Origin of the sequence: Devosia sp. XK-2 (assembly GCF_037113415.1) — a bacterium.
Taxonomy (GTDB): Bacteria; Pseudomonadota; Alphaproteobacteria; order Rhizobiales; family Devosiaceae; genus Devosia.
The window spans coordinates 2,522,228-2,534,760 of the sequence record NZ_CP146608.1; the positions used below are offsets into that span (position 1 = coordinate 2,522,228).

At 58.8% G+C, this 12,533-nt stretch carries 12 protein-coding genes; 7 read left to right on the forward strand and 5 right to left on the reverse strand.

Annotated features, from left to right (window positions below; translation table 11 throughout):
- Positions 1 to 10 precede the first annotated feature (10 nt).
- From V8Z65_RS12370 to dctP, 3 genes are all read right to left on the reverse strand, one after another.
- Positions 11 to 1,315 (reverse strand): TRAP transporter large permease, encoded by a 1,305-nt coding sequence (locus V8Z65_RS12370; RefSeq protein ID WP_338720451.1) that lies wholly within the window; start codon positions 1,313 to 1,315, stop codon positions 11 to 13.
- A complete protein-coding gene (locus V8Z65_RS12375; protein WP_338720452.1) occupies positions 1,315 to 1,833 on the reverse strand; it encodes a TRAP transporter small permease subunit in 519 nt (172 codons plus the stop codon). The genes V8Z65_RS12370 and V8Z65_RS12375 overlap by 1 nt, the downstream gene beginning before the upstream one ends.
- A 79-nt stretch (positions 1,834 to 1,912) precedes the next feature.
- Positions 1,913 to 2,893: a TRAP transporter substrate-binding protein DctP gene (gene dctP, locus V8Z65_RS12380; RefSeq protein WP_338720453.1), complete on the reverse strand. Its 981-nt coding sequence runs from the start codon at positions 2,891 to 2,893 to the stop codon at positions 1,913 to 1,915.
- Between the two features lie 268 nt (positions 2,894 to 3,161).
- Between dctP and V8Z65_RS12385 the strand changes: the two genes are divergently transcribed.
- Complete coding sequence (locus V8Z65_RS12385) at positions 3,162 to 3,839, forward strand: GntR family transcriptional regulator (RefSeq protein ID WP_338720454.1); 678 nt, start codon at positions 3,162 to 3,164, stop codon at positions 3,837 to 3,839.
- On the opposite strand, the gene V8Z65_RS12390 is transcribed toward V8Z65_RS12385, so the two are convergent.
- The gene (locus tag V8Z65_RS12390; RefSeq protein ID WP_338720455.1) at positions 3,836 to 4,801 is read right to left on the reverse strand and encodes a shikimate dehydrogenase; all 966 of its coding nucleotides are present in this window, start codon (positions 4,799 to 4,801) and stop codon (positions 3,836 to 3,838) included. The two genes, V8Z65_RS12385 and V8Z65_RS12390, sit on opposite strands and share 4 nt — an antisense overlap.
- 101 nt (positions 4,802 to 4,902) lie before the next feature.
- Between V8Z65_RS12390 and V8Z65_RS12395 the strand changes: the two genes are divergently transcribed.
- Both V8Z65_RS12395 and V8Z65_RS12400 read left to right on the forward strand, forming a co-directional pair.
- Positions 4,903 to 5,589, forward strand: coding sequence for a TetR/AcrR family transcriptional regulator (locus V8Z65_RS12395; protein WP_338720456.1), 687 nt, complete (start codon positions 4,903 to 4,905; stop codon positions 5,587 to 5,589).
- A gap of 112 nt (positions 5,590 to 5,701) precedes the next feature.
- A complete protein-coding gene (locus V8Z65_RS12400) occupies positions 5,702 to 7,588 on the forward strand; it encodes a TIM barrel protein (RefSeq protein ID WP_338720457.1) in 1,887 nt (628 codons plus the stop codon).
- A 351-nt stretch (positions 7,589 to 7,939) separates the two neighbouring features.
- Here the strand turns inward: V8Z65_RS12400 and V8Z65_RS12405 are convergent, their stop codons facing one another.
- On the reverse strand, positions 7,940 to 8,398 hold the full coding sequence (locus V8Z65_RS12405) for a DUF4440 domain-containing protein (protein WP_338720458.1): 459 nt from the start codon (positions 8,396 to 8,398) through the stop codon (positions 7,940 to 7,942).
- A gap of 68 nt (positions 8,399 to 8,466) precedes the next feature.
- Here V8Z65_RS12405 and V8Z65_RS12410 point away from each other — a divergent pair, with 68 nt between their 5' ends.
- The 4 genes from V8Z65_RS12410 to V8Z65_RS12425 all read left to right on the forward strand — a co-directional run bounded on the left by V8Z65_RS12410 (position 8,467) and on the right by V8Z65_RS12425 (position 12,482).
- On the forward strand, positions 8,467 to 9,147 hold the full coding sequence (locus V8Z65_RS12410) for a YafY family protein (protein WP_338720459.1): 681 nt from the start codon (positions 8,467 to 8,469) through the stop codon (positions 9,145 to 9,147).
- Positions 9,148 to 9,605: 458 nt separating this feature from the next.
- On the forward strand, positions 9,606 to 10,760 hold the full coding sequence (locus tag V8Z65_RS12415; protein WP_338720460.1) for a GNAT family N-acetyltransferase: 1,155 nt from the start codon (positions 9,606 to 9,608) through the stop codon (positions 10,758 to 10,760).
- Between the two features lie 11 nt (positions 10,761 to 10,771).
- A complete protein-coding gene (locus tag V8Z65_RS12420) occupies positions 10,772 to 11,602 on the forward strand; it encodes a MurR/RpiR family transcriptional regulator (RefSeq protein ID WP_338720461.1) in 831 nt (276 codons plus the stop codon).
- Entirely contained in the window at positions 11,586 to 12,482 is an 897-nt protein-coding gene (locus tag V8Z65_RS12425; RefSeq protein WP_338720462.1) for an N-acetylmannosamine kinase, read from the forward strand. Before V8Z65_RS12420 ends, V8Z65_RS12425 begins: the two co-directional genes overlap by 17 nt.
- The last annotated feature ends 51 nt before the right edge of the window (positions 12,483 to 12,533 follow it).

Sequence of the window (12,533 nt, forward strand, 5' to 3'; positions counted from 1 at the left end):
ATCCTTGGGACTAACCCTGGTAGCCAAACAGACGCGGCAACCACAGCACCGTGTCGGGCACAAAGGTGAACAGCATCAGCGCGGCAAGCAGCACAGCCAGGAACGGCAGCGTGTCGCTCACAATGTCCTTGAGCTTTGCGCCAGAGACCGTCTGCATCACGAAAAGCAGCATGCCATAGGGGGGCGTGATCAGGCCGATCATCACATTGACAACCACGACGACGCCGAAATGTACCAGGTCAATGCCAAGAGCTGCAGCCGAGGGCACTAGAACAGGGACAATGATCAGGATGATCGCTGTTCCTTCGAGTACGCAGCCGAGCAGCAGCAGAACCACATTGACGAAGATCAGGAACATCACCGCGTCGAGATTCCACTCCGTAAGCACAGCGCTGAGCGAGGCCGGAATGTTTTCGACAGTGACCACGTAATTGAGCACCAATGCGCCAGCGATCAGCATACCGATCGACACGGTGGTTTTTGAGCTCACCACCAGCGACGAATAAAAGTTCTTCCAGCTGATCGAGCGATAAAGCACGATCGAGACGATGAGCGCATAGGCTGCGGCGACGGCAGCGGCTTCGGTTGGGGTAGTTATGCCGCTATAAATACAGAATAGCAGCACTACAGGCATCATCAGGGCCGGCAGAGACTGCCAGGTAATTTTGGGCAGCTGCCGCAGCGGCACCGGCGCTTCCACCGGGAAGTTGTGCTTCTTGGCCTTGTAGAAAATGATCAAGGCCAGGGAGAGACCCATGATCACACCGGGAATTATCCCGCCCATGAACAGGTAGCCGATCGAGGCATCTGAAACGAGGGCATAGAGCACCATGGGGATGGATGGCGGAATGATCGGCCCGATCACTGCCGACGAGGCTGTGAGCGCCGCCGCGAAGGAATTGGGATATTTTCCGTCGCGCGTCATCAGCGAGTGGACCATTTTGCCGGTCCCCGCCGCGTCTGCAATGGCCGAGCCCGACATACCCGCGAAAACGATTGACTGCAGCACATTGACCAGCGCCAGGCCGCCACGGAAGCGACCAACCACGGCATTGCACCAGACCAGGAGCTTGTCTGAAAGCGAGCCGATATTCATGAACTCGGCCGCCAGGATGAACAGCGGTACGGCCAGGATGATGTAGTTGGCGTACATGCGGTTGAGGAATTGCTCAGCCACGATCCCCATGTCGAGGCCGTTGAGGAGAAGATAGAGGATCGAACCGCCGATCATCGACAGGCCAATCGGCAGCCCCAAAACGGCCAGCACCAGAATTGCGGCGATACAGAGAAAGAAGGGGTCGGTGAGCAGTTCCATTATTTGGCCTCTTCCTGCTCTTCACGTCCCCAAACCGCCACGCCAGCACGCCAGATATACCGGATGACGGTCACAACGGCGAAGACGATGAAGATAGAATAGACGTAGTCGTAGCGGATCTTGAGATAGGCGGTCTTTTCGACCTTCATGAACAGGATGTAGTCGACAATGGCAGGCAGGGCCGTGGCCAAAAGGGCAACGATGGCCAGAGCGGTGATCACGGTCATCGCCCGGCGTGCCTTGGTGCTCATCGCTGAATAGACAACATCGAGCCGGACGTCGTCGCGGTCTCGCAACACAAAGGCTGCGCCAAACAGGACAATCCACACCCAAAGGATGGCGCTCGTTTCATGCGCCCAACCCGTCGGCAATTGCAGCACATAGCGAAACACGATCTGGATGATGAAGGCGAAGAACATCAAGCCCAGCATCAGCGCCAGAATGTTTTCAGCTCTTTTGGACAACCAGCGTCCAAACTGGATCAGACCGGCCATGTCGTCCTCCCCGTCGATAGCCATGGGGGCACGCTATCGTCGTCGTCTCTGTCTGGGAAATGCAAAAACGGGTGTCGCTCGATGGCGACACCCGGACGCGTTGTTACAGCGCGTTGATGGCGTCGAGTGCGCCTTCGGGCCAATCCTTGGCCAGATCGGATTCGAGATACTTCTGCTGCGCATAGGTGCGGAAGGCATCCTGATCGGGCTCATAGATGTCCAGGCCGACGCTCTTGAAGCGCTCAACCAGCTCAGCCTCACGCTTCAGGTGCTCTTCCTGGCTGAAGTCGATAGCAACCGTTGCAGCGGCCTGGAAGGCCTCCTGCTGTTCTGGGGTCATGGCGTCCCATGCAGAGTTGCTGATGACCAGAAGGTCGAAACCAACCAGGTGCGAAGTCAGGACGATCTGGTCCATCACTTCGTAGAACTTCATGTTCTCGACGTTCGGCAGTGGATTGTCCTGGCCGTCGATAGCACCGGTCTGCAGGCCGGTATAAACCTCGGCATAGGCCATCGGCGTCGGATTTGCACCCAGCGACGTGCCCAGGAACTGCCACGCATCACCACCTGGCATGCGCAGCTTGATACCGGCCATGTCCGCCGGAGTGGCGATCTTCTTGTCGCCGCGCAAGCCAACCTGACGGGCGCCGAAATAGGTCGGTCCAAGAATCTTGATGCCAAGCTGGTCAGATGCCATCTGCTTGAACTCTGCGCCGACTTCGCTGTCGAAGAAAGAGCGCAGGTGCGCGGCATCACGGAACAGATAGGCCGACGTTAGCAGCGACCAGGCAGGAATCTGGTTGGAAATATCCTGAGGAGCAATATTGCCCAATTCCAGGTTGCCACGTTGCAACGCAACTAGCTCGGTACCCTGGGCAAACAGAGTTGCCCCGAAATAGGGTTCAACAGTGGCAAAGTCAGCAACCTGCGATGAGAGCAGGTTGATCATTTCAGCGCGAATGTCCTGTTCCGAAAACACTGCCGAAAAGCGCAGCGTCGGATTGTCCTGCGCCAGCGCCGGGAAAGCAGCTGCCAGAAGCAAGCCGCCAACCATGAGGGCGCGCCGTGAAAGCGAAATAGTCATCAATCTTCCTCCCTGGAATGTCTCACATTCCACTTTTGTTACCTTTCAGAGCCAAGACCAGTTCTGGTCCGGCAAGATGCCGTTGCGGGTCTTCACTCCCACCGAACGGTTACGCTCCGACACCGAAAACCTCCCGTCATCGGGCTGAATGCACTTTGTACGAAATGGTTCGTTCATGTCAATGGCGAGAATTTCGCTCTGAAAGCCAGCTTTCAATTTCTCACTTGAACTGATAAATGTCAGGCAAAATGTATTTCGTCAGATAAAATTGATTATGTCCAGATACGATCTCTCCCCATCTGTCGGTGAAGCCACTTATCAACGCCTGCGTCGGGACATAATAGCCTGCCGCCTCCGACCTGGAGACAAGCTGCGACTGGAGGGGCTTCGCGAACGCTACGATGCGGGCGTCAGCACGCTACGAGAGATTTTGAGCCGACTGGCGAGCGAATCCCTCGTGGTCGCAGAGGGGCAGAAGGGATTCGCGGTTGCGCCCGTCACGCGGCAGGACCTGCGCGAAATCGCCGACCTCAGACTATTACTCGAAAGCCACGCCCTAGCCCTTTCCCTGGCGGCGGGCGACCTGGAGTGGGAGGGCCGCGTCGTCGCGGCTCATCACATATTGGCGGCTACCGAGAAAAAGTTGCTAGCGGGACAGGAACGCCAGACCGTCAACTGGGTGCGATACGACTTCGCCTTCCACAACGCCCTTATCTCGGCATGCGGGTCACGGGTGCTCCTTGACCTGCACGCCGCCACATTCGATCGATTTTTACGCTACCACATGTGGGCAGCCAGCTTCCGCGGGTCCGGCGTGGTCGATGATCACAAGGTGCTATTTGAAATGGCGATCGCCCGCGATGTTGATGGCGCGCTGACAATGCTGGCCAGCCACGTCAATAGCGGTGTGGAGCACGTGCTATCGACGGGCAAGTTGGACAATTAGGCATGTGCCGCAAACGTCTTGCCCATTGCCGCGCTGTCCGGATCAATATCGGTGAAAAGACGGAAGGCGCGAGCCGCTTGGTAGATGGCCATACCACCGCCGGGTAGTGTGCGGCATCCGAGCCTTGACGCCTGGCGGATCAGTTCCGTTTCCCGAGGAAAGTATATGATGTCGGCCAACCATTGATGCCGGCCAAGCATTGTCGGATCGAAGGGCATGCCCGGCAGCTTCTCCATGCCAACCGGAGTGGCATTGACCACCCCGGCAGCGTGGCCAATCACCTCCCCCAATCGGTCGGGCGTCAGAGCCTGGGTGCGGGCATTGCTGGTTCGTGCGATATGGGTGGCCAGACTTTGTGCTCGCGCAGCGTCGGCATCAACGATGTCGAGTGACGTAGCACCGAGTTGGACCAAAGCATGAGCAATGGCCGCGCCCGCGCCCCCTGCCCCGACCTGCAAGACATGATCCATCTGCACAGCGCCGAGGCCGATTCGGACGCTTTGGGCAAAGCCCCAGCTATCGGTGTTGTGCCCCATGCAGCCGCCATGTCTCAACACGACCGTATTCACGGCGCCAATCAGATCTGCTTCCGGTGACAAATCATCAAGCAGGGGCAAAATAGCCTGTTTGAAGGGATAGGTGATGTTCAGCCCTGAATATCCTCGCTCCCTGACTGCGACAAGCATGGCCTCAAGGTCGTCGTCTTCGAGGCCAAGGCGGTCGAAGTCGATCAGGTCATAGCGGTAGTGGAGACCGTGCCGTCCCCCTTCAGCCTCGTGCATGGCCGGTGTGAGCGACGAGCCAATGCCCCGCCCAAATAAGCCGACCCTCACGCCGTTGCCTTGTGTACCATCATAACCGGAGCGCGCTGCATCAACGATCGCGAAGGCGTTTCGAACGCGCTCACCTTGTGTAGTCACTGAGAAGCTCCCTGGCGGAAAGCTCTCCGCCCTTGTTTTCATACACCCCTCGCCATTAGAAGAACGTCAGGGCATTTTCTCCACAATGTACGAACTGGTTAGTTCGGTCAATTCGGAGAGTATTGGAAAGGCATTTTTTCCCGATGGCGGAAATGGGGTCGGATGTAAAAAAGGCAGGGCGCAAGACACCTGTGCGCCAGCAAGACCCGGAGGGAACACGGGCCAACATTATCGAAGTGGCCAGCCAGGAATTTGCCCTCAACGGCCTTTCAGGCGCCCGGATCGACGAAATTGCCGCCAAGACGCGCTCCTCCAAGCGGATGATCTACTACTATTTCGGCGACAAGGAAGGGCTTTACCTCAGCGCATTGGAAGCTGCTTATGCCACGGTGCGGGAAGGTGAGGCTGAACTTGATATTGCCGGACTTCCACCCGTCGAAGGGATGCGGCGCCTGGTGGAATTTACTTTCGACCATCATCACCAGCATGAGAACTTCATTCGCATGGTGATGATCGAAAACATCCACCATGGACAATATCTGGAACGGTCGGGGGTCGTCCGGGAACTAAATGTCACCGCGATCGCCCGGATCAAGGAGCTCTATGAGCGCGGCGTTAGCGAGGGACAATTTCGTCCGGGGCTAGACCCGCTCGAAATCCATTGGCAGATCAGCGCTCTTTGCTTCTTCAACGTCTCAAATCGGGCCACATTCTCCCAACTGTTCGCACGCGACTTCGGCAGTTCAGAGATGCAGAAAAAGCTCAAGCAGAATACCAGCGAAATGGTCCTGCGCTATCTGGCACGCGAAGCTGCACCCAACAGGCTCTGAGCTCCATCAGGAAGGGGAGCGAAGACCTGTCAGCGTCACTTAGCAGATGTCTCGTTGACCATATTCTGTCACATCGGTACATTGTACGAACTGGTTCGTTCAGGATTGTATCATGAAGACGTCTATCGCCACGGTTTCCATCAGCGGAGACCTTCGTGAGAAGTTGGAAGCCATTGCCGCGGCAGGCTTTGACGGAGTGGAAATTTTCGAGAACGACTTTCTCGCATTTGACCGCAGTCCGGGCGAAGTGCGGCGCATGGCCTTGGACCTTGGCCTGGAAATCACCCTCTTCCAGCCGTTCCGCGACTTCGAGGGCCTACCAGAGGTACAGCGAGCCCAAGCCTTCGCGCGGGCAGAGCGGAAGTTCGACCTTATGGAAGAGCTTGGCGCGCCGCTCATGCTGGTCTGTTCCAACGTGGCGCCGGCAGCGCTCGGCGGTATTGATCGCGCGGCGGCCGATTTCCACGAACTGGGGGAGCGGGCAGGCAAACGTGGCCTGAAGATTGGTTACGAAGCTCTCGCCTGGGGGCGGCATATCAACGACCACCGGGACGCTTGGGAAATCGTGCGCAGGGCCGATCATCCCAATGTTGGCGTCATTCTCGACAGCTTTCACAGCTTGTCGCGCCGCATCGACTCCGATTCAATCCGCGCGATCCCAGGCGACAAGATCTTCATTGTGCAACTGGCCGACGCGCCAGCGCTGGACATGGACCTGCTCTATTGGAGCCGTCATTTCCGCAACATGCCGGGAGAGGGCGATCTCCCTGTCGTTGACTTTGCCCGCGCTGTAGTCGCCACTGGCTATGACGGCCCATTCTCGCTGGAAATCTTCAACGACCAGTTCCGTTCAGGCTCACCGCGCACCATTGCCCAGGACGGACATCGATCGCTCGTCTTCCTGATGGACGAGGTGAGGACAGCCGAGCCCGAGCTTTCCCATTCTTTGCCGATACTGCCGCCGCGAAGAGCGGTGAAAGGTGTCTCCTTTATCGAGTTCACCGCCGATGAAGCCGAAGCGGAAACCCTTCGAACCATGCTCCGCCAGTTGGGATTTGCGTTTGCCGGTCGCCACAAGACCAAGAATGTCGAGCGCTTCACCCAGGGCGACATCAACATTGTCGTAAATACCGATCGCGAAGGTCTGGCCCACGCTGCTTACGTGACACACGGCACCTCTGCATACGCGATGGGTCTTTTGGTCGATGATGCCCAAGCAGCGCTGGATCGCGCCAAAGCGCTGGGAGCCCAGCCCTTTCAACAGGGGGTGGCGCCAGGAGAACTGACGATCCCCGCAGTGCGTGGCGTCGGTGGCGGTGTCATTTATTTCCTCGATGACCACTCCGACCTCGCAAAGGTCTGGGAGATTGAGTTTGAGCCGCTCCCTCCCCAAACTGATGGCGCCGGGCTCACCGGTTTCGATCATGTCGCACAAACGATGAACTATGAGGAGATGCTGACCTGGATTCTCTTTTACCGTTCGATTTTCAGAGTGGACAAGGGAGCAATGGTTGATGTTATCGACCCATCGGGCTTGGTGCGAAGCCAGGTTATCTCCAATGAGACCGGCGCTTTGCGCCTGACCCTGAACGGCGCGGAAAGCCACCGGACACTGGCGGGTCGGTTCATCGCTGAAACCTTCGGGTCAAGCGTTCAACACATTGCCTTTGCGTCCAACGACATCTTCTCCACCGCCGCGAAGCTCAAGGACAACGGGCTAACCACGTTGGAAATCTCGCCAAACTACTATGCCGACCTGGAGGCGCGGCTTGGCCTCGGGGCTGAGAGAATAGCCAAGCTGAAAAACGCCAATCTGCTCTATGACCGAGACGAAAAGGGCGAGTATTTTCAACTCTACTCAGCCAATGTCGGCGATGGCTTCTTTTTTGAAATCGTCCAGAGAAAAGGAGCCTATGCAGGCTTTGGGGCAATCAACGCGCCGTTCCGCATCGCTGCACAGAAACGTGCTTCTCGTCCTGCCAGCGTTCCAAAGAGGTGAGGCATAGAAGGCGGTCCTCAATGCAACCGGATGACGTCAGTCGAAGTCTCTTCTGTAGCCCGGCCGCTTGTGTCAAGCTTCCGTACAGGGCTTGTTGCAACAGGGGGCACAAAGTGCCGGAACTTGCCCTTCAATGACTTTCCTTGGCTTGCTGCCTGTCACGCCCCTACGTCAGGGCCGCGTCAAGTCATAAGGCAGGTTTCGGGAAGTCGCGGAGGCTTGTCGAACGGCCGGAACGGGGCGCCCTGCTGCCATTGGGGCAAGGGTTCATTACCCTGCCTGTTCTTCTCTCAGTCGATTGACCTGGAGGCCGATGAGCCAGAACAACGCAGGGGGCAAAAGCCCCCTGTTTCATTCTGTGGCCATAACGGTGTCACCGAAGGGGTGATCGATCACCATTTTCCAGCTGCCGTCCGGCTGCCGCTGCAGAACGGCAACCGACAGAGCCCGCATGGTGCCATTGTCCGGGCTGGGGGCTTCCCAGGCCATCAGGTGCAGGCCTATGTCCCCGGCCAGCACCACCTCATGCGCCCCATAGGTGAAGTTGACCCCCGACGCCACGAATTCAGCGAACATGGCACGCAAGGGTTGGTCGCCGCTGACTACCTGGCCGGGCGCCGCCACGACGCTTGCGGGCAGCGCATAGGTGGACATGACAGTGTCGATATCGCCGCGCGCGAACGCGTCGGTCATGGTCTGAATAGTCTGCAGAACTGCAGTTTTGTCGGACATAGCCGTGGTTTCCTGGGCATGAGTGAGGGCAGGTGTCATCGCTGCGGCCAGCGCGGCCGCCATTAGTATCGGGCGCATCGGCCCCTCCTTTTTTGTTGACGCCCATGTCATAGTCTTGCTCACTGACAGAAACCGGCAGGGTATCCATGCGTCTCTATCGGCTCTTCGATCTGCTTGACCGCCTGCGCACTCGCCGCGTGCCGGTCAGCGCGGAAACGCCGGCTGTCGAGATGGATGTTTCCTTGCGAACCATCTATCGCGACCTGGCAGATCTACAGGCTCTCGGCGCCCCCATTCGTGGCGAGGGTGGTGTCGGCTATGTCATGGATCACGGCTATTTCATGCCGTCTCTGCACCTGAGTCCGGACGAAATCGAAGCTCTGGCCTTTGGGGCCCGTCTGGCCGCGGCACGTGGTGGTGATGGCCTGGCGGAGGCCGCCAGCTCGGCTGTGGCGAAGCTGGCCTCTGCTGTTGGCGCAGAGGACCGGGCAGCCCTGCTCGATACCCCCATGGAGGTTGGGCCGAGCGCGCAAATGCCACATACCGGCCTCGACAGCCTGCGCCGCGTCATCCGCGAGAGGAAAGTATTGCGTATCCGCTATCGAGACTTGTCCGGTCGCGGAAGTGAGCGCCTGGCGCGTCCTCTCGGGCTTACGTTGTTTTATGCTGTGTGGTTGCTGACCATCTGGTGTGAGCGCTCAAGCGGCTTCCGGCATTTCCGTGTCGATCGGATCGAAAGCATTGAAGAAACAGGCAAGACCTTTCGCCATGAGCGGGGCAAGCGCTTTGCCGATTGCCTGGCGCTGGAACAGGGCAAGCGAGTCTAAGTCAGTCGGAGCCAGATAAACGTCAAGACTCTGTCAGCGACCCATTGGGGATGACAGCTTGCGAGGAGCCGTACTAGCCGCTTTAACAGCAGAAATGGGGTGCCTACTCGACCGGCCGAAAAATGGAAACCCCTGCCCTTCCCGCTGGGTCCGCCGGTGACGAATGCAGGCTGGCCGCTTTTGGGCACCGGCCTTGAGATAGCGGCCATGCAACAGCCAAGGCATCCACTGACCTCGCTTGTTCAGCTGGGTTTGCCCGCCGCCCGAAACCTGCCGTTCGAAATGAACCCGTGTTTCGGCTCGAACGGGGTCGTTAGCGGCCTGGCGCTTTTCTCGCGGGGGGGGGGGGGGCAAACCAAGGCCGCCGGTGGCAAACAGCTGCACCACATCCGACGTAGACAGCGACATAGATTCACTGATAAAGATTTTCGCCACAGAATTGGTGTTTGTGGAGAAAAATGTCACAGGAGCTATCTAGTGAGTCAGGCGTTACTCGTGCCGAAGAAGGCGACCGGTCTTCCATCGCCGACGCGTATCACCAAGCCTTCGGGTTCGCCGCGCAACGAAGCGATAGCTACATCCGACAGGTGGGATTGGAGAATTTCAGGGTCCTGCGGGTGGGCGGCGAGTTCGCTGCCGTGATGGCCGCAATCGAAACGGCGCATTGGATTGGCGGCAAGCCAGTTCGAGCGGTCAACATCGCCCACGTGGCCGTCAATCCCGCTTGGCGTGGATCGGGGGTGGCGGGTCGATTTCTCGACATGGTGTGTTCGGAAGCTGTCTCTAGCGGTAGCGCCCTCGCCACACTTTTCGCGTCCACGCGTCCTGTATACCGGCGCTCCGGCTTCTCCTTGGCAGGCGTAGAGTTGATCTACGAGGCCGAGACTTCGGCCATGCCTCGCGTGCGAGGCACAGGCTTTCGGCGGTTGCCTGAGACAGAAGCCATGGAGGCGATGAAGATACTCCATCGCGAACAGAGCGTGGAAGAGGCGGGTGTGCTGCTGCGCGGGCAAGCCCATTGGGCCAGTCTCCTAACAGGGAATCCATCGGTTTATTCGAGCACCTCCTCGGCAGCGCCGGGCTACGTCGTGATAGACACGTCGGACCCGGATTGTTTGGTGGTCAGGGACTGGGTCGCTCGCAACGGAGATGCCGCAGCCCACATTCTAACTCTGCTCGGCACCTTCTCCTCCGTGTATCCGCGAGTTCGATGGCACGGTTCACCGCACGATGCGCTCGTGTTCGCAATGCCCGACAAGGGGTGGAAGCTCGTGCATCAGGAAGAGTGGTTGGCCCGTGTCCTCGACCCGGATCTGGCGTTACAGCAACGCGGCTATCGATCAGACGGCGAGCTTGGTCTGGAACTAACGACCGGTGAGGGGATCACCGAACTCCTCCTGACCATCCGCGATGGCAAAGGATTCTGCGCGCCCCCCGCCGACGATCGGCCGAAGATCCGCGTGTCCCTTAGCAACTTCGGAACCCTGTTGACGGGTCATCGGTCTGCAGGATTTCTGGCCCGTGCCGGCGTATTGACGGGCGGGCCGGCAGCGATACGGATGTGCGACACCTTGTTTGCCGGACCGGCCCCATGGGTTGGCGAGCACTTCTGACCAATGGAGCCATGATGCAAAGCGCCTTGATAGCCAACATTCGTTCGGCGGCACCCAATATGACACCGGCCCTTTCGCGGGTCGCCGACCATGTCCTCGCCAATCCGCAGTCGGTGCTCTACCGGAGCATTACCGAGCTGGCAGAAGACTCAAGTTCATCGGAAGCAAGCGTTATGCGCTTCTGTCGCGAGCTGGGTTTCTCCGGGTTTCAGAAGTTTAAGTTGTTGCTGGCGCAGGACCTGGCGACGCAGGGGCAGGCAAACACACCGGTGACTGGCGCAGATTCCGTCCAGTCGTTGATCGAGACCGCTAAGCTTGCACTGGACGAGACCGAGCGGCTCCTCGATCGAACGATTCTGACGACAGTAGCCGGCGAGTTGCTTGCCGCGTCGCAGATCGAGATTTTCGGCGTAGCAGCGTCCGCCATCACCGCCCAGTATCTGGAGTACAAATTGACTCGCCTAGGACTGAGGGCGCGCGCGGTAGCGGACGCTCATCTGGCGACAATGATCGCGGCCACCTCTGGACCATCTACCGTGCAGATCCTGGTGTCCAGTTCCGGTTCGACGATCGACACGGTGCGCGTGGCGGAGCTGGCGCACAGCAGAGGTGCTCGAACCATTATCATCACCAATCGATCCAAAAGCCCTCTGGCAGCCATCAGCGACCATGTGCTGCTGGCTTCGTGGCCCGAGACGCCGCTGACGGGGGGCGCATTCCCCTCCAAGATCAGCCAGTTGTTGATCGTGGACGCGCTCGTTGCCCACATTACGGACGCTGACCCTGATCGCGTCGACACCATCATGGATACAGCGAGCAGTGTCAGTGACCGAAACTTCTGAACATCCGGTGCTTGCGATCGACATCGGTGGCACCAAGGTCGCGCTGGCCATCGTCGTCAGTGGCCAAGTAACGCACAGAGTTCAGATTGCGACACCCAGGTCTGGACGTGGGACGGACATTGTCGAGGCGATCGCTGGACAGGCCACACTTCTGCCGCGGACTACCGCAGCTGGCGTTGCCACGACCGGCATCGTTGACCATGGACATCTGACGGCACTCAACCCCGCCACCTTGCCCATCGAAGATCGTTTTCCGTTGGTCGAGGCATTAGGGCAACGCCTGTCCCGACCCATTCTGGCAATCAACGATGCGCAGGCTGCTGCTTGGGCGGAGTACTGCATCGGCGCGGGCCAGGGCGCAGCCCGGATGATTTTCGTTACCGTGTCGACCGGCATTGGCGCAGGGCTCGTTCTTGATGGTCGATTGCAATCGGGGGCCAGGGGTCTGGCGGGTCATGTCGGCCACATGGTGAGCGATGCCGCAGGGCCCACATGCGGGTGCGGTCGGCGTGGCTGTGTTGAACGGGTCGCCTCTGGAAGTGCCGTCGGGATGCTGGCAACCGAGATGTTAGGAAGACCCGTCGCCGCCCCCGAAGTTTTCGCAGCAGCTGAGGCTGGCGACGAGCGATGCGCCAACTTGCTCGACCGGGCGTCAGCAGCCCTGGCCAACACGCTTTGCGATTTGGTGGCAAGCCTGGACCTTGATCGAATTGTACTAGGCGGGGGCGTTGGGCTGGCCGAAGGATTTCTACAGCGCGTGAAAATGTCGATGGAGACGCTGCCGGCGGTTTATCGGCGGCCGATCGTGAAAGCGGGGACGGGTGCGGACGCCGGCCTGCTCGGGGTGGCCGCACTGGTCAATGGCGGAAATTTTCATTGAAGTTTTGATATTGACGAAAATAGTCATCTAGCTTAGCAATGGGCCTCATAG